Annotated in this window: 21 protein-coding genes; 18 read left to right on the forward strand and 3 right to left on the reverse strand. The window is 64.3% G+C overall.

Features of this window, described 5'->3' with window-relative positions; genetic code table 11:
• Positions 1 to 54 precede the first annotated feature (54 nt).
• The 11 genes from ACQY4K_RS14685 to ACQY4K_RS14735 all read left to right on the forward strand — a co-directional run bounded on the left by ACQY4K_RS14685 (position 55) and on the right by ACQY4K_RS14735 (position 6686).
• Positions 55 to 576: an arsenate reductase ArsC gene (locus tag ACQY4K_RS14685; protein ID WP_428390939.1), complete on the forward strand. Its 522-nt coding sequence runs from the start codon at positions 55 to 57 to the stop codon at positions 574 to 576.
• Positions 573 to 965, forward strand: coding sequence for an arsenate reductase (glutaredoxin) (gene arsC / locus ACQY4K_RS14690; RefSeq protein WP_428390940.1), 393 nt, complete (start codon positions 573 to 575; stop codon positions 963 to 965). The genes ACQY4K_RS14685 and arsC overlap by 4 nt, the downstream gene beginning before the upstream one ends.
• Positions 962 to 2038 carry an ACR3 family arsenite efflux transporter gene (gene arsB, locus ACQY4K_RS14695; protein ID WP_428390941.1) on the forward strand — a complete coding sequence of 359 codons (1077 nt, stop codon included), beginning with the start codon at positions 962 to 964 and terminating at the stop codon, positions 2036 to 2038. The genes arsC and arsB overlap by 4 nt, the downstream gene beginning before the upstream one ends.
• Entirely contained in the window at positions 2035 to 2781 is a 747-nt protein-coding gene (gene arsH / locus ACQY4K_RS14700) for an arsenical resistance protein ArsH (RefSeq protein ID WP_428390942.1), read from the forward strand. Before arsB ends, arsH begins: the two co-directional genes overlap by 4 nt.
• A gap of 5 nt (positions 2782 to 2786) precedes the next feature.
• A complete protein-coding gene (locus ACQY4K_RS14705; RefSeq protein WP_428390943.1) occupies positions 2787 to 3407 on the forward strand; it encodes a cation diffusion facilitator family transporter in 621 nt (206 codons plus the stop codon).
• A 61-nt stretch (positions 3408 to 3468) separates the two neighbouring features.
• Positions 3469 to 3810: a hypothetical protein gene (locus tag ACQY4K_RS14710; protein ID WP_428390944.1), complete on the forward strand. Its 342-nt coding sequence runs from the start codon at positions 3469 to 3471 to the stop codon at positions 3808 to 3810.
• A gap of 250 nt (positions 3811 to 4060) precedes the next feature.
• Positions 4061 to 4363, forward strand: a complete 303-nt coding sequence (locus ACQY4K_RS14715; RefSeq protein WP_428390945.1) for a DUF411 domain-containing protein — start codon at positions 4061 to 4063, stop codon at positions 4361 to 4363.
• A 16-nt stretch (positions 4364 to 4379) separates the two neighbouring features.
• Complete coding sequence (locus ACQY4K_RS14720) at positions 4380 to 4730, forward strand: hypothetical protein (RefSeq protein ID WP_428390946.1); 351 nt, start codon at positions 4380 to 4382, stop codon at positions 4728 to 4730.
• Positions 4731 to 4759: 29 nt separating this feature from the next.
• A complete protein-coding gene (locus ACQY4K_RS14725) occupies positions 4760 to 5041 on the forward strand; it encodes a hypothetical protein (RefSeq protein WP_428390947.1) in 282 nt (93 codons plus the stop codon).
• Positions 5042 to 5163: 122 nt separating this feature from the next.
• Positions 5164 to 6075: an NAD(P)/FAD-dependent oxidoreductase gene (locus tag ACQY4K_RS14730; RefSeq protein ID WP_428390948.1), complete on the forward strand. Its 912-nt coding sequence runs from the start codon at positions 5164 to 5166 to the stop codon at positions 6073 to 6075.
• Positions 6072 to 6686: a class I SAM-dependent methyltransferase gene (locus tag ACQY4K_RS14735; RefSeq protein ID WP_428390949.1), complete on the forward strand. Its 615-nt coding sequence runs from the start codon at positions 6072 to 6074 to the stop codon at positions 6684 to 6686. Before ACQY4K_RS14730 ends, ACQY4K_RS14735 begins: the two co-directional genes overlap by 4 nt.
• Positions 6687 to 6718: 32 nt before the next feature.
• On the opposite strand, the gene ACQY4K_RS14740 is transcribed toward ACQY4K_RS14735, so the two are convergent.
• On the reverse strand, positions 6719 to 6877 hold the full coding sequence (locus ACQY4K_RS14740) for a hypothetical protein (protein ID WP_428390950.1): 159 nt from the start codon (positions 6875 to 6877) through the stop codon (positions 6719 to 6721).
• A 1016-nt stretch (positions 6878 to 7893) separates the two neighbouring features.
• Here ACQY4K_RS14740 and ACQY4K_RS14745 point away from each other — a divergent pair.
• The 3 genes from ACQY4K_RS14745 to ACQY4K_RS14755 are packed head-to-tail and all read left to right on the forward strand — an operon-like array spanning position 7894 to position 13597.
• Positions 7894 to 9057: a TolC family protein gene (locus ACQY4K_RS14745; RefSeq protein WP_428396140.1), complete on the forward strand. Its 1164-nt coding sequence runs from the start codon at positions 7894 to 7896 to the stop codon at positions 9055 to 9057.
• Positions 9054 to 10436: an efflux RND transporter periplasmic adaptor subunit gene (locus ACQY4K_RS14750; protein WP_428390951.1), complete on the forward strand. Its 1383-nt coding sequence runs from the start codon at positions 9054 to 9056 to the stop codon at positions 10434 to 10436. The genes ACQY4K_RS14745 and ACQY4K_RS14750 overlap by 4 nt, the downstream gene beginning before the upstream one ends.
• Entirely contained in the window at positions 10433 to 13597 is a 3165-nt protein-coding gene (locus tag ACQY4K_RS14755) for an efflux RND transporter permease subunit (protein ID WP_428390953.1), read from the forward strand. Before ACQY4K_RS14750 ends, ACQY4K_RS14755 begins: the two co-directional genes overlap by 4 nt.
• 40 nt (positions 13598 to 13637) lie before the next feature.
• Here ACQY4K_RS14755 and ACQY4K_RS14760 read toward each other — a convergent pair whose 3' ends face one another.
• Complete coding sequence (locus tag ACQY4K_RS14760) at positions 13638 to 14174, reverse strand: histidine phosphatase family protein (RefSeq protein ID WP_428390954.1); 537 nt, start codon at positions 14172 to 14174, stop codon at positions 13638 to 13640.
• A gap of 66 nt (positions 14175 to 14240) precedes the next feature.
• On the opposite strand from ACQY4K_RS14760, the gene ACQY4K_RS14765 reads away from it, so the two are divergent.
• From ACQY4K_RS14765 to ACQY4K_RS14780, 4 genes are all read left to right on the forward strand, one after another.
• The gene (locus ACQY4K_RS14765) at positions 14241 to 14399 is read left to right on the forward strand and encodes a hypothetical protein (protein ID WP_428390955.1); all 159 of its coding nucleotides are present in this window, start codon (positions 14241 to 14243) and stop codon (positions 14397 to 14399) included.
• A gap of 14 nt (positions 14400 to 14413) precedes the next feature.
• Positions 14414 to 15097, forward strand: a complete 684-nt coding sequence (locus ACQY4K_RS14770; protein ID WP_428390956.1) for an SDR family oxidoreductase — start codon at positions 14414 to 14416, stop codon at positions 15095 to 15097.
• Between the two features lie 93 nt (positions 15098 to 15190).
• Positions 15191 to 17137, forward strand: a complete 1947-nt coding sequence (gene acs, locus ACQY4K_RS14775) for an acetate--CoA ligase (protein ID WP_428390957.1) — start codon at positions 15191 to 15193, stop codon at positions 17135 to 17137.
• Positions 17134 to 18564, forward strand: a complete 1431-nt coding sequence (locus ACQY4K_RS14780) for an MFS transporter (protein ID WP_428396142.1) — start codon at positions 17134 to 17136, stop codon at positions 18562 to 18564. The genes acs and ACQY4K_RS14780 overlap by 4 nt, the downstream gene beginning before the upstream one ends.
• Here the strand turns inward: ACQY4K_RS14780 and ACQY4K_RS14785 are convergent.
• The gene (locus ACQY4K_RS14785) at positions 18561 to 19430 is read right to left on the reverse strand and encodes a YsnF/AvaK domain-containing protein (protein ID WP_428390958.1); all 870 of its coding nucleotides are present in this window, start codon (positions 19428 to 19430) and stop codon (positions 18561 to 18563) included. The genes ACQY4K_RS14780 and ACQY4K_RS14785 overlap by 4 nt on opposite strands.
• Positions 19431 to 19485 lie beyond the last annotated feature (55 nt).

Here is a 19485-nt window from a genome sequence, read left to right on the forward strand (position 1 = left end):
GAAGCCGCGTGTGACCTTCGCCACCGACTGCAGCACCACGTCGTGAGCGCGGCCATGCCACACCCCTTCAACGTTCTGTTCCTTTGCACCGGCAACTCGGCGCGGAGCATTCTGGCCGAAGCCTTGATCGATGAGCACGGCGGTGAGCGCTTCAAGGGGTTCAGCGCCGGATCGTTTCCACGCGGCCAGGTGCATCCCTGCGCGCGAAAGCTGCTGGAAACGCTTGGGCTGCCGGCGGACCATCTGCGGAGCACGAGCTGGGACGACTTCGCCCGACCGAACGCGCCGATCATGGATTTCGTGTTCACCGTCTGCGACCAGGCGGCCGGTGAAGTCTGCCCGGCGTGGCCCGGTCAGCCCGTCACCGCCCATTGGGGCATGCCCGACCCGGCGGCCGTCGAAAGCTCGGAGGTCGCGCAATGGCGGGCGTTCCGGGAGACCTTCCGGGCACTGGAGAATCGTATCAAGGTCTTCGTCTCGCTGCCGGTCGCATCGCTCGACCGCATGTCACTGAAGCGCCAGGTCGAGGTGATCGGTCGCATGCGGACCGACTCCGCTGAGGATAAAGTATCGTGACCGTAACGATCTATCACAATCCGGCCTGCGGCACCTCGCGCAATGTGCTGGCACTGATACGCAACAGCGGCGAGGAGCCGCAAATCATCGAATATCTCAAGACACCGCCATCGCGTGCGGAGCTGACGAGCCTAATCCATCGCATGGGCGTCACCGTGCGCGACGTGATCCGGCAAAAAGATTTGCCGTATGCGGAACTGGGCCTCGACGATCTGACGCTGTCCGATGACGCGCTGCTCGATGCGATGATGGCGCATCCGATCCTGATCAACCGCCCGATCGTCGTGACCCAATTGGGCGTGAAGCTCTGCCGGCCGTCCGAGACGGTGCTCGACCTCCTTTCAAGCTCGCAGCGCGACATTCTCACCAGGGAGAATGACGCATCATGAGCGAGGCGGTCGCCACCGCGCCGGGCAAGGCGCCGTCCATGGGCTTGTTCGAGCGATACCTGACGCTCTGGGTGGCACTCTGCATCGTCGTCGGCATTGCCGCGGGGCAGCTTGTGCCGGGCCTGTTCCACGCGCTCGGCGATGCGACGGTGGCGCATGTGAATTTGCCGGTCGCGATCCTGGTCTGGCTGATGATCGTGCCGATGTTGCTGAAGATCGATCTCGGCGCCCTGGCGCAAGTGCGGGCACATTGGCGCGGCGTCGCCGCGACTGTCGGCGTCAACTGGCTGGTCAAGCCGTTCTCGATGGCGCTGCTCGGCTGGCTGTTCATCGGCCACTTGTTCCGCGCATGGCTCCCGGCGACCCAGATCGACGGCTACATGGCCGGGCTAATCCTGCTGGCCGCCGCACCCTGCACGGCGATGGTGTTCGTCTGGTCCAACCTGGTGGACGGCGAGCCGCATTTCACCCTCAGCCAGGTGGCGCTGAACGACAGCATCATGGTGGTGGCGTTCGCGCCGCTGGTGGGCCTGCTGCTCGGGCTGTCGGCCATCATTGTGCCCTGGAACACGCTGATCTTGTCCGTCGTGCTCTACATCGTCGTGCCGGTAATCGCGGCCCAGCTCTGGCGTCGCGCGCGGCTGCGCCACGGCGGGCTGCCGGCTCTGGAACGCACGCTGCGCACGCTCGCGCCAGTATCGTTGTCGGCGCTGTTGCTGACGCTGGTGCTACTGTTCGGTTTGCAGGGGCAACAGATCCTGCGCCAGCCGCTGGTGATCGCGCTGCTCGCGGTGCCGATCCTGATCCAGGTCTATTTCAATGCGGGTCTCGCCTACGTGCTGAATCGGCAGCTCGGCACCGAATGGTGCGTCGCCGGGCCGTCCGCGCTGATCGGTGCCAGCAACTTCTTCGAGCTGGCGGTGGCGACGGCCATCGCGCTGTTCGGCTTCCAGTCGGGCGCAGCCCTCGCAACCGTGGTCGGTGTGCTGGTGGAAGTGCCGGTGATGCTGTCGGTGGTGCGGATCGTGAGGGCGACGCGGCCCTGGTACGAGCGTGGGCGGCGCGCCGCGTGAGGCTGCGCGAGATTGCCGATCCGGATCACCTGCCAGCGCTCGATCTCCGCTACGCGAACGCGCACCCGGCGCTGTCGCTCGGCGCCGCCGATCCGCCCCCGCGCATCCTGCTGCTGTATGGCTCGCTGCGGGAGCGTTCGTTCTCGCGCCTGGCGGTCGAGGAAGCCGCGCGGCTGCTGCGTTTCTTTGGCGCACAGACGCGCCTCTTCAATCCGTCCGACCTGCCGCTGCCCGATCAGGTGAAAAGTGACGATCACCCGGCGGTGCACGAGCTGCGCGAGCACGCGCTATGGTCCGAGGGGCAGGTCTGGTGCAGCCCGGAACGACATGGTCAGATCACCGGGCTGATGAAGGTGCAGATCGACCACCTGCCGCTGGAAGTGGGCGGCATGCGGCCAACCCAGGGCCGGACGCTCGCGGTCATGCAGGTCTCCGGCGGCTCGCAGAGCTTCAACGCCGTCAACAGCCTGCGCCTGCTTGGTCGCTGGATGCGTATGCTGACGATCCCCAACCAGTCGAGTGTCGCCAAGGCGTTTCAGGAGTTCGATGAAGCCGGACGCATGCGGCCGTCGGCGTATTACGACCGGATCGTGGACGTGATGGAGGAACTGGTGCGCTTCACCGTCCTGCTGCGCCCCCATACGGCCGTCCTGACGGACCGCTACTCGGAACGCAAGAACGCCAAAGGCTCGATAGAACTGGTGCCCGGCCTAGCGCCCGCGGCGCCGAGAGCGCACAGGTGATCAGGATGAATGATGAGCGCGAGGCGCTCATCCGCCGAGCCTTCAGGCTGGAATATCTCACGCTCGCCTGGATGATCGTCGAAGCGGCGGTTGCGATCGGCAGCGGTGTTCGTTCCGGTAGCGTCTCGGTGTTGGCGTTCGGGATCGACAGCCTCGTCGAGCTTGCCTCGGCGGCCGTGCTGATCTGGCGACTTACCGTCGAACTGCGGCATGGGCAGCGCTTCGCCGAACCGGCCGAGCGCATGGCCAGCCGCATCGCGGGCACACTGCTGTTGGGCCTCGCCGCCTACGTTGTCGTGTCCGCCGGTTGGAAGCTGTGGACGCGCAGCAACGAGTCGTTCGCCTGGTCCGGGCTCGCCGTGACGGCGCTGGCGATCCCGCTCATGTACATGCTGGCGCGGCGCAAGATCGTGGTCGCGGAGGCGCTCGGCAGCCGCGCGATGCGGGCCGACGCGATGGAGGCCGTCACCTGCGGCTGGCTGTCCGTGGTGGTCCTGTGCGGCTTGTTGCTGAAGCTCGTGACCGGGGTGTGGTGGGCCGATGCCGCGGCCTCCCTCGGCGTGGTCTGGTTTCTCGTCAAGGAGGGCCGGGAGGCCTGGAGTGACGAGGCGTGCGCCTGCCATTAAGCTTCAGTCACTCAAGGCGAGGGACCTTGAGGCAGAGCGACGTGATAATTACCTTGCGAACATGGCTCGGCGGCTTACACGCATCCTTATTGTGCTCATCGTCGCCCTGGCGATGGCGCTCCCGGTTGCCGTCCGCGCGATGCCGGCGCCGATTGGCGCGGCCGGCTTCGCGTTGCATGTATCAATCTGCCCAAATCCGGATCGCGCTGCCGCCAACCCCGTCACGGTGCCGGCCTGCCAAATCACGGCCTGTATCAGTTCTGTCGCGATTCTGCCCGATGCGGCGCGCCCGGTCGGACGTGCTCTGATGCGCGCCGCGTATCCGACGGCCTTGTCGGCGCGTTGGACGATGTTCGCCCGCGCTCCCGATCCGTTCCCACCCAGATCCATCGATCTCGGCTAGGCCGCCCGGCTTCGGGTCTCCATGTTGCCGGCGCTCCTGAAGCGGACGGTAACGGGTTCGCCAGCTTTGACGCGCGCGTTGCAGCCGACATCTAGTCGTCGGTTCGCGTAACCGCGTCATGCATACCCGTAATGAGATTGGCATGTGCCATCCGACCGGCCGTCACCCGGACATCGGTTCCGCGGCTCACGACACTGATCCGTGTGCGCTGAACAGCGAGTGAAAGACCATAACCCGACGGGAGTTTACCATGGTGCTGTTGACTACAACCGCGTCCGCTCCCGCGGTTGACCTCGCCGAAATCAGCCGCAAGGCTGGTGTTTCCACGGCTATGCAGGGCTGCCACACCGCGCGTCGGCGGCTATGTCGTGGACGGCATATCCCGGTCAATATCGTCCGCACGCTGTTGAGCGAAAAGCCGGCGATCGCCGGGATTACCGTGCCTTGCATGCCGTCAGGCACACCCGGGATGGGCGACTCGAAGGACGGGACCCTGGGGGACTACGCCGTCACCAGGGACGGCACATCACCTTACGTCTATGCAACGTTTTGAGAGAGGATAAGGTCAAATGCCTTCCATCGTAGCGTCCTGCTGTGGCGCGGCCTCGGGACGCAAAAGAGTGTTTCTCATAGGCGGCGTCGTCGCCGTTCTCGTTGTGGCAACGCTGGCATGGAAGTGGAGCTGGCTTGTCGCAGCCGGCATGATCCCCATTCTGATCAGCGTCGCCCCATGCATGCTGATGTGCGGGCTCGGCCTCTGTATGAAGGGCCGGGGTTCCTCGACGAAAACCGCTGCGTCGAGAGAATCAGCCAACCCGGCAATCCAGATATCCGCACCGCTGAGCGCGGTCGGATATGCGCCCAGCGCCACACCGCCGCGTGAGTCGTCTCCCGCGCCGGAACATGCCGCGCTGACCTGACCATTTCACCCAATCGGAGAGTTTTACACATGTATCATAAGCTTCTTCACGTTGCGGCGGCCGCGGCCATCATCGCCGGCGTTGCCTCCGCTCCAGCCGCTTTCGCGCAGTCCAACACCGCGCCGGCGTCCTCGACGAACACCCAGGGTTCGATGCAGGGTCAAGGCATGATGGGCAAGCACTCCGGCATGAACGGCATGATGGGCAATATGCAGGCGATGAGCCGGATGGCGAACACCTGCAACACCATGATGCAGCGCGCCATGAACCAGCCGGCCGGCAAGCATCAGTCCGGCCCGTCGCGAGGCTAATCGTTCAATCGGGACGAGGAAGCAAGCAGGCCTGACAAGCCTGCTTGCGCACCCGCCTCGCGGCCGTCCAGCCGCGATGCCGTTGGAAAAAACTTCAATGTTATCGAATGGGACAACGCAGCATGGACGCTGAAGCGGTTCTCGATTGCCTGGTGATCGGCGGTGGCCCGGCGGGTCTTACCGCTTCCATCTATCTCGCGCGCTTCCGCCGGAACTTCCACGTGATCGACAGCAACGCCAGCCGGGCTGCCTGGATACCCGTCTCGCACAATCACGCCGGCTTCCCAGAGGGCATTCACGGCACGGACCTGCGGGCCCGCATGTCCGCGCAGGCCCGTAAATATGGCGCGCCGATCCATGCCGGGACGGTCACGGACCTGCACCGCACGCCTGAAGGCTTGTTTGCTGCGCGAGTCGACGACCGTGAGATCCTGGCGCGTACGGTTCTGCTTGCCACCGGCGTCATTGACGAGGAGCCAAAGTTGCCCGGGATTTACCAGGCCGTGCAGCGCGGCCTGACTCGGCATTGCGGAATTTGCGACGCCTATGAGGTGATCGACCACCGGATCGCGGTGCTCGGCCACGGCAGCAGCGGATTGGGAGAGGCGCTGTTCCTGCGCACCTACACCGCCAATATCACCTTGTTCTCGCTCGGCCGGGAGCTGGATCTGTCGCCGGACGAGCAGCAACGGGCGGCGGAGGCAGGCATCGTTCTTATTGAGGAACCAGTCACCGAGGTCGTGGTCGAGGACGACCAGATACGGGCGCTGCGTCTGCGGAGCTGCGATTGTCATGAGTTCGACACGCTCTATTCGGCACTTGGATCCACCGCGCGGTCCAGCTTGGCGACGAATCTGGGGGCAGCCGCGGGAAAGGACGGATGTTTGATTGTCGACCGGCATCAACGCAGCTCTGTGGACGGGCTGTTCGTCGCGGGCGACGTCGCGCTTGGCCTCGATCAGATCAGCGTGGCGATGGGAGAGGCGGCGGTCGCCGCCACCGCGATCCATAACCGCCTGCGGGCGCGGCGATGAGTTTCTACCAGAGTCATGTCCTGCCGCGGCTCCTGCACCTGGCAATGCGGCAGGAGGCCTTGCTGGCCTTTCGCAGAAGGGTGATCGGGGCAGCGGAGGGACGGGTGCTGGAAGTCGGCATCGGCTCGGGCCTCAACCTGCCGCTCTACGGAGCGGCGACCAGTTCGGTCATTGGACTGGAACCGTCAGCCGAGCTGCTGCGCATGGCGCGGGAACGGGCCGCCGCGGCAGCCGTGCCGGTCGAACTGCTGGAGGCATCGGCCGAGGCCATGCCGCTCGATGACGCCAGCATCGACACCGTGGTCACGACCTGGACGCTTTGCTCCATCCCCGACGCGCCCCGCGCCCTGCGTGAAATGCAACGGGTGCTCAAGCCGGGCGGCGCCTTGCTGTTCGTCGAGCACGGCCGCGCTCCAGAGCCCGCCGTGGCGCGCTGGCAGGACCGGCTCGACCCGATATGGCAGCGCCTCGCCGGCGGATGTCACCTCAACCGCAGGATTGATGACCTGATCAGCCAAAGCGGATTCCGGCTCGACAGGCTGACACACGCCAGCTTGCCCGGGCCGCGCACCCACACCTTCCTCTACGAAGGAAGCGCCAGGCCGGAATGACGCAAGAAGAGAGTGCGATCAGCCGTCACTCATCAACGCCAAAGGTATTTTACAAGCGCAATGGCTACGAGCACGAGCACGATGATGACGAGTAGCCACGCCAGTCCCATGCCAGCCATCATCGCGCCCATGCCGCCATGCATCATGATGCAAACCCCGCACATACCTGCTCGCACGCCGTCGAGCGGCAATTCCTTGTCAGCTCGGCGACCTCGTCTGAGGGTCGGTGACGCACTTTATCACGATCCAAACAACCGTAACTCTTCTGTCAACGCGGCCAAGGAAAGAGTTGACGCGCTGTGAGCGTTGCTGTCTATCATTTGAAGCTTGCAGCGATTTGGCGAGCACGTCAGGAGCTCTGCTACCGAATGCGAAAAGCGACGGCTTTCCTTTTCGTCGCCTTTGCACTGGCTTTTAGCCCGACTGCCTGGGCGTTCTCGATATCATCGTGCACCGTAAGTCCGGTGCAGACCGTCAGCCCCGGTGCAACTCAAGCAGCTTGCGATCAGTCCCGTGCGGCAGAGGGCCATCGCCAGACGCCTTGCGGACACCTGCTAAATTGCGTTGTCGCGTCCAGCTGCGTCACATTGGCCGAACTTCCTTCAAGCGCCCTTGTATCACCGCTTCAGGCCGCTCTGCTGAAGCCTGACCGGCCTGAAGAGGCTCTGCTGGTGGGCTTTGCGGTCCCACCGGACGGTCCCCCTCCCAAGGCCTGATCGCCCCAGGGCTTGATCGGCGACGTAGGTCGTCGCAGCCACGCATCCGCGAGGCAGCGGCTCCGGTCTTGCGCATACATGCTGCCCCCGGGATGAGGCTCGGTAGAGCCTAAACCGATCCGGCACTTGCCCACCCCTGAGCACCAAGCTCCTCACACGGAATTCCGCGCGCCTCGAAGGGTGCCGCAGGACGATGTCATGTGTATCCCACCAATCCGTTCGACTGACCTGAAACCTGGCAGCACGTGCCACGCGCTTGCCTCGACGCAACTTGCCATTGGAGCCCACGCATGTCGGATTGCTGTCCCGACGACCACGGACGCCACCGTCCGGATCGACCGAAACTCGTTGCACGAAGCGCTTGGGTGTGTCTCCTGGCGGCGACACCAATACCGCTCGCGTTTGCAGCCCTTGTAACGGTCGGCAGCGCCAGGGCGGCCGAGGTAAATCCGGCCGGTCCAAATCAGGTTGCGCTGGACCCGACATTGTTCGTGCAGACCGTCCTAGCCCGAAATCCGGTCATCAAGGCCGAGGATTTCGGCCATGATGCCGCCACCGCCCGTATCACCTCGGCGGGGGCGCTCGACGACCCGATGTTGAGCTACACGTCCGCACCACGTTCAATCGACTCGAACATCGGCTATCGACAGATTGTACAGATAAGTCAGAAGTTTCCATGGCCGGGTACGCTCGATTTGCGCAGCGAGGCGGCGACGATCGAGGCAAAATCAGCCGAGTACAAGGTCATCGATGCCCGCCTGCGCCTTGCATCACAGGCACGCGCCGCCTACGCCGACTGGTATTACGTCTTCCGGGCCATCGCGATCAACTTCAGGACGATCAGGCTCACGGCGCATATCAGATCGGTGGCGCAGGCGGCCTATGCGTCCGGGCAGGCACCGCAACAGGATGTGTTGCAGGCAGAAGTGGAACTCACTCGTCTCGAAGACCAATCGCTGGAGCTGAAGCAGCGACGCCAAACGGTGCAAGCCCGGATCGACGCGCTCCTGAACGAGGATCCTGGATATCCGGTGGGTCGGCCGGAGGGGCTGCCATTACCGCCTATCGTGCATGGACTGAAGGATCTCGCCGCCACCGCGCTGATGCAATACCCGACGCTCAGGAGCGCCGACGCCGAGATCGCGGCTCGCCGCGACCGGGTCGAGCTCGCCGGAAAGGCGTTCTATCCAAGTCTCCAGGTCATGGCAGGTGAGAACACGCTGTGGAGTTTGCCGCAGCAGCAGTTTACGGTGGGTGTTGCGATCAATATACCTATCAGCGGCAAGCATTACGGCGACTATAACGAGGCAAAGGCAAGGTTGCGGCAGAGTCAGTTCCAGCTGATCTCCGAACGCAACGCCCTGTTGAGCGGGCTCTCGCAGACCTATGCGGCACTCGAGCAGGATCGCGAGACGATTAGTCTCTATGACCGGCGTCTCGTGCCGCTAGCCTCTCTGAACCTCAAGGCGGCCGACTCCGATTACAGCGCCGGCCGCGGCGATTTCCTCAAGGTTATCACCGCCGAACAACAATACCTGATGGCGGACTTGGAGCGTGAACGCGCGCGTGCCGACTATTACACGCAGTTTGCAGCTCTCGATTACAAGACCGGTGGCGCGGTTCTCAATGATGGTCTGGGAGGGAGTTCAAAATGACCAGACAACGTGTCGTCTTCCTTGGTAGCGTCGCTGCCATCGGGCTTTTGGCCGGCATCGGTGGCTTTTTTGTCGGTCATGCCGGTGTGGAGAAACCGACGGTCGTTGCCAGCTCCGGCGCGCGCAAGCCGCTCTATTGGGTGGGACCGATGGATCCGAGCTTTCGCAGCGACAAGCCCGGGAAATCGCCGATGGGCATGGACTTGATTCCCGTCTATGCCGACGCCGACAAAAGCGCGGCGGCAAGCAACGTGCATGTGTCACCGGACGTCATCGACGATCTGGGGGTGCGTACGGCCACGGTGAAGCAGGGCCTCCTTGCCCATCGCATCGAAGCCGTCGGTTACGTGGGATATGACGAAGATCTCGTCTCGAGTATCAATACGCGCGCCGATGGCTGGATCGAAAAGCTCTTTGTGAAGGCGGAGGGTGATACGATCAAGCAAGGCCAGCCGCTCTATGAAATGTTCTCACCCAAGCTCGCGACTGCGGAAAGCGAGTATCTGACGGCAATGTCGAGTGGCATGCCGTCCCTCCTATCCGGATCGCGCGCACGGCTGAGGGCCTTGGGTTTCGGGCCAAGCCAGATCGAGGCACTGGCGAAAGGCAGGAAGGCAGGAGACAGGGTCGCCCGCTACGCCGATACAAGCGGGGTCCTCATCAAGCTCGGCGTACGGGAAGGCGCCTATGTGATGCCGGCCACCGAGGTCATGAAAATTGCGGACCTGTCGAAGGTGTGGGTGCTGGTGGAGGTGGACCAGAGTCGTGTGGCAACGCTCGATGTCGGCCAGAAGGCCACCGCCACAATTGATGCATTCCCAGGCCAGAGCTGGAACGGTGTCATCGACTACATCTATCCCGACATCAATGCTACGACACGCACGGTCAAGGTGCGGGTGCGCTTCGACAATCCGGACCGGCGGCTTCGGCCCAACATGTATGCGCATGTCGTCATCGACGCGGCGCCCAAAGCCGATGCCGTGTTCATCCCCAGTTCGGCGTTGATCGAGACGGGCGACAGCGAACGGGTGGCGGTTGCACTCGGCGGCGGTCGTTTCGATATCTGCCCGGTGGTCGCCGGCTTCCAGGCAGGGAGTAATACAGAGATCCTCAAAGGGTTGGAGGCCGGACAGAAGGTTGTCGTCGCGGCGCAATTCCTGATCGACTCGGAAGCCAACGTGGACGCCGCGGCCCTGCAATTCGGCTCCGAAAAGGCGGCCTGCAAAACCAGGCCCTCGACGGAGCTTGCAGCGACGGCGCGGCCTGGGACAACCAGGAGCGGCCCGGCCAATGGTAAAATGCCTGGCATGCCGGGGATGCCTGGCATGAAGGATATGCCGGCCATGCCGCCTGCCAGGTCGGCGGGAGCCGGCAAATGATCGCGGCGCTCATTCGGCGGTCCATCAGGAACCGCAACTTCGTCCTGCTCGGCATGATGTTGGTTGTCGCCGCCGGGCTCTATGCTCTCCAGCGTACTCCGGTGGACGCAATCCCCGATCTCTCCGATGTTCAGGTCATCATCAAGACCCCCTATCCCGGTCAGGCGCCGCAGGTGGTGCAGGACCAGGTCACCTATCCGCTCGAGACGGCCATGCTATCCGTGCCCGGCGCGACCGTCGTGCGCGGCTACTCGTTCTTCGGCGACTCCTACATCTATGTCATCTTCAAGGATGGGACCAACCTCTATTGGGCCCGGTCCCGAGTCCTCGAATATCTGAACCAGGTCACCGGCAGCCTGCCATCGGACGCGCATCCGAGCCTTGGTCCGGATGCCACGGGTGTGGGTTGGGTCTATGAATATGCGCTCGTCGATAAAACCGGCCAGCAGGACCTGGCGCAATTGACGAGTCTGCAGGACTGGTTCCTGAAATATGAGCTGCAGACCGTGCCGGGTGTCGCGGAAGTGGCGACCGTGGGCGGCATGGTCAAGCAATACCAGGTGGTCGTTGATCCCGACAAGCTGCGCGCCTACAACATTACCCTGGCGCAAGTCAGAACCGCGATACAGAACGGCAACCATGAGACCGGCGGGGCTGTCGTGGAGATGGCCGAAGCCGAATACATGGTCCGGGCGACGGGATACATTAAGAGCATCAAGGATATCCTTGAGATTCCGCTGAAGGTCAGTGCCAACGGAGTTCCAATCCAGATCAAGGATGTCGCGACCGTTCGCCTGGGACCGCAGATCCGCCGTGGCGTGACTGAACTGAATGGGCGTGGCGAGGTCGTCGGCGGTGTCATCGTCATGCGCTATGGCGAGAACGCCCAGTCCGTGATCGACGGGGTCAAGGCGCGGCTTGCGTCGCTCAAGGCGAGCCTGCCGCCAGGTGTCGAGGTCGTGCCGACCTATGACCGGTCCGAGCTGATCGGCAGCGCGATCAGCAATCTCCGCGAAAAGCTCTTCGAAGAGTTCCTTGTCGTGGCAGTCGTCTGCGGCATCTTCCTGTTTCATCTCCGTTCATCGCTGGTTGCGATCATCAGTCTGCCGATCGGCATCCTGATCGCCTTTCTGGTCATGCGTTGGCAGGGACTTAACGCCAACATCATGTCGCTCGGCGGCATCGCCATCGCCATCGGGGCGATGACTGACGGTGCGATCGTCATGATCGAAAATCTCCATAAGCATCAGGAGCGCGAGCAACTGACGAATGCGAACCGCTGGCGCATTGTAGAGGCGGCAACGGTGGAAGTCGGGCCGCCGCTGTTCTTTTCGCTGGTGATCATCACCCTCAGCGTGGTCCCTGTGCTCAGTCTGCAAGGCCAGGCACGACGCATGTTCTCGCCGCTGGCCTACACCTGGATCTATTCCATGGCGGCGGCGGCAGGCCTGGCCGTCACGCTCGTTCCGGTGCTCATGGGCTATTTCATCCGGGGAAGGATCACGCCCGAGCATCGCAATCCCGTCAACCGGCTCCTGCATGCGTTGTATCAACCGGTCATCGCGCGCGTCGTGCGCTACCCGTGGATTTCCATCGTATTCGGCATCGTCGTGGTCCTGGCGGGAGCATGGCCGGCCGCACATCTCGGCTCCGAATTCATGCCGCCCCTGGATGAAGGCGACCTCATGTACATGCCGTCGGCGCGTCCTGGGATTTCGGCGGACACGGTGCGGCAGGCCCTGGAACAGACCGACAGGCTGATCAAGACCGTTCCTGAGGTCAGAACGGTCTTCGGCAAGATGGGTCGTGCGCAGACCGCGACCGACCCGGCGCCGTTGTCCATGGACGAGACCATCATCCAGTTCAAACCACGATCGGAATGGCCGGCAGGCGTGACCAAGGCCGACATTCGCGAGGAGCTTGCGCGGCGGCTGCATCTGCCGGGTCTCACCAATGCCTGGGTGATGCCGATCAAGACACGCATCGATATGCTGTCCACCGGAATCAAGACACCGGTCGGGATCAAGGTCGGAGGACCGGACCTCCAGGTGATCCAGCATATCGGTGCAAAGCTCGAAAAAATCCTTCCCGCTGTTCGCGGCACTGCCTCGGTCTATTCGGAACGCGTGGCGGGTGGCCGCTATCTGACCATCACGATCAACCGCGAGCGGGCGGCGCGGCTTGGTCTCAATATCAGCGACGTGCAGAACGTCATCCGCACCGCGGTGGGCGGCATGAACGTCACGCAGACCGTCGAGGGACTTGAACGCTATCCGGTGAATATCCGCTATCCAAGCGACTGGCGGAATACGCCAGAGCGGCTGCGTCAGCTCCCAATCGTCACGGCGTCCGGCAAGCATGTCGCACTCGACGACGTGGCCGACGTGCAAGTCACGGATGGTCCGCCGATGATCAAGAGCGAGGGTGCGCGGCTGACCGGCTGGACCTATGTGGATATCCAGGGACGCGACGTTGGTTCCTATGTCCAGGCGGCGAAGCGGCGCGTGGCACAAGAGCTCAAGTTGCCTGCGGGCTACTCCCTTACATGGTCGGGTCAATATGAATACATGCAAAAAGCCAAAGCCAACCTGAAACTCATTGTGCCACTTACGATCGTTCTGATCGGCTTTCTGGTTTATCTTGCATTCCGAAGCGTGCCGCAAATGCTGATCATCATGGGTACGTTGCCCATGGCCCTGTCGGGGGGGCTCTGGCTCCTTTATCTTCTTGGGTATAATCTATCGGTCGCCGTTGCCGTTGGCTTTATCGCGCTTGCTGGCGTCACGGTTGAGATTGGCGTGGTCATGATCGTCTATCTCAATCAGTCGGTTGGACTGTATTGTGAAATGCAGAAGCGGAAAGGGGTCTCCATCACCTATGAGGGGGTGCGGGCCGCCGTGCGCGACGGGGCGTTACTGCGGCTGCGGCCTATTTCCATGACCGCCACCGCGATCATAGCTGGATTGCTTCCGGTCATGTTCGGCGCCGGGACCGGATCGGAGGTGATGCACCGAATCGCCGCACCGATGATCGGCGGCATGATCAGCGCGCTGATCCTGACAATGCTGGTGATCCCCGCCGTCTATCTGCTTTGGGAATGGCGGCACATGCAAAGGGCCTTAAGACGAAAGTCGGTGTCACAGCCGCTCGCGGTGACGTGAGACCATGCTGACGGGGCGGCAGGAGCCGGGACAACCATGCTCAGCCGCGTCGTGCCGTGACGATCCGCAGGCTGCCCACAAGCGGGGGCGTTGCGAGCAGGCTGGGCGGGGTGTCGCATAGCAACTCCGGGAGCACACGGAGCGGACCACCGTGCGAAACCACGATGCAGGGTTGTGCGGCAATGCGCAGCTGTGCTGCAAAGCCGCTCACGCGCGCGATGAGGTCGGCGCCGCGTTCGCCCCCAGGCGGCCGGAAGGCGAACGGGTCCATCGCCCAGAGGTCGAGATCATGGCGCGGCAGGGCGTCCCAGGCGCGCCCCTCCCAGGCCCCGAAATCGAGTTCGGTCAGGTGTTCGTCGCAGGTGACGGGCAGGGTGAGGCGGCTGCCGAGGGCGTCGGCCAGCGTCGCGCAACGCGACGATGGCGAACTCCAGATGTGCTGCGCCGCGATCGTGGCGAGCGAGGCCGCCAATGCCGGGATCGACTGGCGCCAGCCATCTGCGAGCGGCACGTCCGTGCGGCCGTAGCAGATGCCTGGGGCGATCCGCACCGCCGGGTGGCGGAGCAGCGCCACCACAAAGTTGCCATCATCCGTTATATCGTGTGTGATGATCGCACGTCCTCCCGAAACATGGTGGTGTGCATGAGCGGCTCGTTTCCCACGCGCAGACGACGGCGTCTCGTCGAAGTGTTGCTGGCCACGATGCTGGTTTGCGGCCTGTCAGCGGTGCTGCTGACACGTGGTCATCATCCTGCGACGCTGTCCGGCGGATTGCTCGCCGCGGAGACACAGAGCCGTTAGCAAGGAAATCTCCAATGAACGATGTTAGCAGGCAGCGCTCGGTCCTGATCGTCGGCGCCTCGCGCGGGATTGGCGAGGGGCTCGCGCGGATCTTGGCCTCGCGCGGCTGGCAGGTCACCGCGACGGTGCGCGACCGGTCGCGCACTGGCGCGCTCGGCGACGGGATCATGATCGAGACTGTCGACATCGACCATGCCGATCAGATCGCGGCACTCGGCGACCGGCTCGGGCGTGCGCGGTTCGATCTGATCTTCGTCGTGGCCGGAGTCTCGAACGGCAATCCCGCGATCCCGATCCATCAGATCGCGACCGAAGAGGCGATCCGGATCTACCGGATCAATGCGCTGGGTCCACTCGCGCTGATCGAAGCCCTGGAGGCGAACATCGCGGCTGGCGGTCAGGTGGCGCTGATGAGTTCGACGCTAGGCTCGGTCGCGCGCAACAGCGAGGGCGGCTATGACGCCTATCGCGCCAGCAAGGCGGCCCTGAACACGCTCGCCCGCAGCTACGCCGCGCGCCATCGTGGCCGCGGGGTGCTGGTCGTGCATCCCGGCTGGGTCAGGACCGACATGGGCGGCTCGGGTGCTGACATCGACGTGACCGAGAGCGCCGGCGGCATCGCCGACATGCTCGACGCACGCGCAAGCGAGACCAATTCGGTGTTTGTCGACTGGAAAAACCGTGAGGTGCCTTGGTAAGGGACGCGGGTGGGCCTTGCCTCGGCCGCGATGATCCTGCAAGGCGTTTGACAAAGGATCGATCGAACGGTCCCTTGTCCGGGAGTGCGCATCATGAGTTCGGGGTCGATCTTCCACGTCAAGCCGCAGATTGCCGCATCCGCCCGCATCACCGCGTCACAGCACGGCGTGCTCTCGAACCACGCGGCTCAGGAGCCGGACGGGTTCTGGCTCGAGGAAGCAGGGGAGCTCGACTGGTTCCGCAAGCCGACGCTGGCGTCGAACAGCAGCTTCCGCGACGATGTGCGTATCTCCTGGTTCGGCGACGGTCAGCTCAACGTCTCGGTGAACTGCCTCGACCGTCATCTGCGCGCGCGCCGCAACCAACCGGCCTTGATCTGGCAGGGTGAGGACGAGACTGACAGCCGCACGCTCACCTATGCCGAACTGCACACCGAGGTCTGCCGGCTCGGCAATGCGATGCGCGCGATCGGCGTCGGCAAGGGCGATCGGGTTGCGATCTACCTGCCGATGGTGCTGGAAGGCGCGATTGCGATGCTCGCCTGCGCGCGCATTGGCGCGGTGCATGTGGTGATGTTTGCCGGGCTGTCGCCGGCCAGCGTCGCCGACCGCATCGGCAATTGCGGCGCCAGGCTGCTGATCACCGCGGATTCCGGCCGCCGCGCCGGCAAGCGGGTGCCGCTCAAGGCGGCCGCCGACACGGCACTCGCCAACGCTCTATCGGCCTCGATCGAGCACGTGCTGGTGCTGCGCGTCACCGGCGAGACCGTCGCCATGCAGGGCGGCCGCGACCTCGACTACGCCGAACTGGTGGCAAGCCAGCCCGACCAGTGCGAGCCCGAGGTGATGGGGGCGGAAGACCCGTTCATGCTGCTCTACACCTCGGGCAGCACCGGCAAACCGAAGGGCGTGCTACATACCACCGGCGGCTATCTGGTCTGGGCGCGCTTCACCCATGCCGCGGTGTTCGACTACCAGGCGCCGGAGGTGTTCTGGTGCACCGCCGATATCGGCTGGGTCACCGGGCACAGCTACACCGTCTATGGCCCGCTCGCCAATGGCGGCACCAGCCTGCTCTACGAGGGCACGCCGTCCTGGCCCCAGCCGGGACGCTGGTGGCAAATCATCGACAAATACCAGGTCGCCATCTTCTACACCGCGCCGACCGCGATCCGCGCACTGATGCGCGAGGACCCGGCAGCCCTGCGCGCCACCTCGCGCGCCTCCCTTCGCATCCTTGGCACCGTCGGCGAGCCGATCGGCCCCGAAGCCTGGCTCTGGTACCATCGCGAGGTGGGCGGCGATCGTTGCCCGGTGATCGACACCTGGTGGCAGACCGAGACCGGCGGCATCATGATCGCACCGCTGCCGGGGGCGATCGCGCAAAAGCCCGGCTCGGCGACGCTGCCGCTGCCCGGGGTCTGCCCGCTGCTCGTCGACGACAAGGGCCAAACGCTGGCCGGCGAAGCGGAGGGGCAACTGTGCATCGACCGCTCCTGGCCCGGCCAGGCGCGCACCATCTGGGGCGACCACGCACGCTTCGTGCAGACCTATTTCAGCACCTATCCGGGCCTGTATTTCAGCGGCGACGGCGCCCGTCGCGACGCCGACGGCTATTACTGGATCACCGGCCGGGTCGACGATGTAGTCAACGTGTCCGGCCACCGGATCGGCAGCGCCGAGGTCGAGGGCGCGTTCGGCGCGCATGATGAAGTGGCGGAATCCGCGGTCATCGGCATACCCCACGACATCAAGGGCCAAGCGCTGTTCGCCTTCGTGGTGCTCAAGTCCGCCAAGGCTCCGCGCCCTGGCATCGAGGCCGAGTTGCAGCGCCATGTCGGTGCGCAACTCGGCCGCTACGCCGCCCCCGACACCGTGCTGATCGCGCCCGATCTGCCCAAGACCCGTTCGGGCAAGATCATGCGACGTATTCTACGCAAGATCGCCACCGGCGAGACCGACGAGCTTGGCGACACCACCACCCTGGCCGACCCGTCGGTGGTGCAGGTGCTGATCGAGCGGGTGGAGGGCCGATCCTGAATCAGCCTGGCGGCACCGTTCGCACAACGGTGCCGGCGCGGCTCGACCGGCTGCCCTGGAGCCGGTTCCACATGCTGGTGGTGGTCGCACTCGGCATCACCTGGATCCTCGACGGCCTGGAAGTCACCATCGTCGGCTCGCTGGGCCCGGTCCTGCAGCAGCACAACACGCTGGCACTCACGCCCGCGAACGTCGGCAGCGCCGCCTCGCTCTATGTGGTGGGTGCTGTCGTCGGCGCGCTGGTGTTCGGATGGCTGACCGACAAGGTCGGACGCAAGGCGATCTTCAGCTTGACCCTTGGTGTCTATATCGCGGGTGTGCTGCTGTCGGCCTGCTCGTGGAATTTCGTGAGCTTCGCGCTGTTTCGCTTCATCACGGGCCTGGGCATCGGCGGCGAATATTCGGCGATCAACTCCGCCATCGACGAGCTGATCCCCGCACGTCTGCGCGGGCGGGTCGACCTGATCGTCAACGGTTCGTTCTGGGCGGGTGCGGCGCTTGGCGCCGGCGGCTCGATCTTTCTGGTTGGCGGCGACATCCTGCCGGTCGGGTTGGGGTGGCGCTTCGGCTTTGCCATCGGCGGCGTGCTCGGGCTGATCGTCATCGTGTTGCGACGCTGGGTGCCGGAGAGTCCACGCTGGCTGTGCACGCACGGCCGGGTGGCGGAAGGCGAGCGGATCACCGACGAGATCGAGCAGCGGGTCTGCCGCAACGGCCTGCGCCTGAGCGACGTGCATGAAACGATGCTGGTGCATACGCGCGAGCGGTTCGGCTTTCGAGCGGTGCTCCGGCAGATGCTTGGGGCCTACCGAAGCCGCAGCGTCCTCGCTTTGGTGCTGATGATCGCCCAGGCCTTTCTCTACAATGCCGTATTCTTCACCTATGGCCTCGTGCTGGTGCGCTACGAGCATGTCCCCGGTGGCGACGTCGGACTGTTCATCCTGCCGCTCGCGATCAGCAATTTCATCGGCCCACTGCTGCTCGGACCGCTGTTCGATACGATCGGACGCCGGAGGATGATTTTTGCGAGCTACGGCATTGCCGGGATCCTGATGCTGCTGGTGGCTGCCCTGTTCGCCGCTCACAGGCTCGATGCGCTGACCCAGACGCTTGGGTGGGTCGCGGTGTTCTTCTTTGCTTCCGCGGCGTCCTCGTCCGCCTATCTCACCGCGAGCGAAGTGTTCCCGCTGGAGATACGGGCGCTGGCGATCGCCTTGTTCTATGCCATCGGCACGGTCATCGGGGGCGCCGCGGCACCCTGGCTATTCGGCGAACTGATCGAAGTCGGCGGCGCCGGTCCATTGGCGCTCGGCTATGTCGGCGCCGCCGTCCTGATGCTGATTGCCGCGATCGTTGCCCTGGTGCTCGGCGTCGACGCCGAAGGCAAGTCCCTGGAAAGCATCGCGCCGCCGCTCTCGTCGCTTTAGACCGTCCGGTCGGGCTCGTGATCGGTCTGGATCTGCCGGTGTTCGGGACCTTCGACCTCGACCTCGTCGCGGCGAAGCGTGTCGCGGATCGTCTCGACGCGCTCGCTCGTATCCTTCTGCACGACGACTTCCTCGACCACGCGCGCCGTCTTGCCGACAACCGCCTCCTCATGAGACTCGGTGACCACCACCTCACGGTCGCTGAATGCGTCGGCCCCGATCTCCCTGCCGTCCGCGACCGGGCGGCGGACGACCGAGACAAATTCGTCGCGCAACCGGATCTGCTCCTCGACCGGGCGCTCGACGGTGTAACGCCGAATGCGGGTAGTGCCGCGATCGATCTCACGCTTGCCGACCTGCAGCGTCTCTTCCGAAAGCGCCAGCACCTCTTCGGTGTTGCCTTTGCCGGACATTGTCGTCCGCTCGTCCTGCGCAGCCTTATCGGCAACGCGGCCGCTGCCAGCGCCATGCTCGGTCATGCTGGCTTCGGGCGGGCTCAGGGCTTTGGCCGCGTCGGCCTGCGCATCGTGATCGTCGAGGTCCAGCGGGTTATGCCGCTCCAGCATCTCGTGGATGCGACCGGCCTGGGTTGTATCGCTGATGACGGTCACCACCGTGTGTCCTGACTGGATCGAGCGGCTGTAGGCGTCATGCGTGCCCTGGTCGGTCTCCTGGCCGGTCAGCCAAGCCCAAAAGCCGCTGTGATGCTGATGCTGCGTATCGAGGCCGGGCCGTTCCGAAGCCGCACCGTCGCGCCGATAGTGCTTGATGGCCTCGGCGGGAACGCCCGATGCCACAAGGTCGGCGATCGCGGCCTCCGCCTGCGGAAGATCGCTGAACACCGCGACGATGGATTCACTGGCCATTGCTCTTTCCTGTTCCGCTTGGGGTTGCGCGAACCTCCGGCGTCGGCGACGAATT

This window comes from Lichenicoccus sp., assembly GCF_965276875.1.
Lineage (GTDB): Bacteria > Pseudomonadota > Alphaproteobacteria > Acetobacterales > Acetobacteraceae > Lichenicoccus.

Excerpts from the sequence above, each read along its gene's own strand:
- ACQY4K_RS14685 (WP_428390939.1), top strand. The coding sequence starts at position 55 with ATGCCACACCCCTTCAACGTTCTGTTCCTTTGCACCGGCAACTCGGCG.
- arsB (WP_428390941.1), top strand. The coding sequence starts at position 962 with ATGAGCGAGGCGGTCGCCACCGCGCCGGGCAAGGCGCCGTCCATGGGC.
- ACQY4K_RS14705 (WP_428390943.1), top strand. The coding sequence starts at position 2,787 with ATGAATGATGAGCGCGAGGCGCTCATCCGCCGAGCCTTCAGGCTGGAA.
- ACQY4K_RS14710 (WP_428390944.1), top strand. The coding sequence starts at position 3,469 with ATGGCTCGGCGGCTTACACGCATCCTTATTGTGCTCATCGTCGCCCTG.
- ACQY4K_RS14715 (WP_428390945.1), top strand. The coding sequence starts at position 4,061 with ATGGTGCTGTTGACTACAACCGCGTCCGCTCCCGCGGTTGACCTCGCC.
- ACQY4K_RS14720 (WP_428390946.1), top strand. The coding sequence starts at position 4,380 with ATGCCTTCCATCGTAGCGTCCTGCTGTGGCGCGGCCTCGGGACGCAAA.
- ACQY4K_RS14725 (WP_428390947.1), top strand. The coding sequence starts at position 4,760 with ATGTATCATAAGCTTCTTCACGTTGCGGCGGCCGCGGCCATCATCGCC.
- ACQY4K_RS14730 (WP_428390948.1), top strand. The coding sequence starts at position 5,164 with ATGGACGCTGAAGCGGTTCTCGATTGCCTGGTGATCGGCGGTGGCCCG.
- ACQY4K_RS14735 (WP_428390949.1), top strand. The coding sequence starts at position 6,072 with ATGAGTTTCTACCAGAGTCATGTCCTGCCGCGGCTCCTGCACCTGGCA.
- ACQY4K_RS14750 (WP_428390951.1), top strand. The coding sequence starts at position 9,054 with ATGACCAGACAACGTGTCGTCTTCCTTGGTAGCGTCGCTGCCATCGGG.
- ACQY4K_RS14755 (WP_428390953.1), top strand. The coding sequence starts at position 10,433 with ATGATCGCGGCGCTCATTCGGCGGTCCATCAGGAACCGCAACTTCGTC.
- ACQY4K_RS14765 (WP_428390955.1), top strand. The coding sequence starts at position 14,241 with ATGAGCGGCTCGTTTCCCACGCGCAGACGACGGCGTCTCGTCGAAGTG.
- ACQY4K_RS14770 (WP_428390956.1), top strand. The coding sequence starts at position 14,414 with ATGAACGATGTTAGCAGGCAGCGCTCGGTCCTGATCGTCGGCGCCTCG.
- acs (WP_428390957.1), top strand. The coding sequence starts at position 15,191 with ATGAGTTCGGGGTCGATCTTCCACGTCAAGCCGCAGATTGCCGCATCC.
- ACQY4K_RS14785 (WP_428390958.1), bottom strand. The coding sequence starts at position 19,430 with ATGGCCAGTGAATCCATCGTCGCGGTGTTCAGCGATCTTCCGCAGGCG.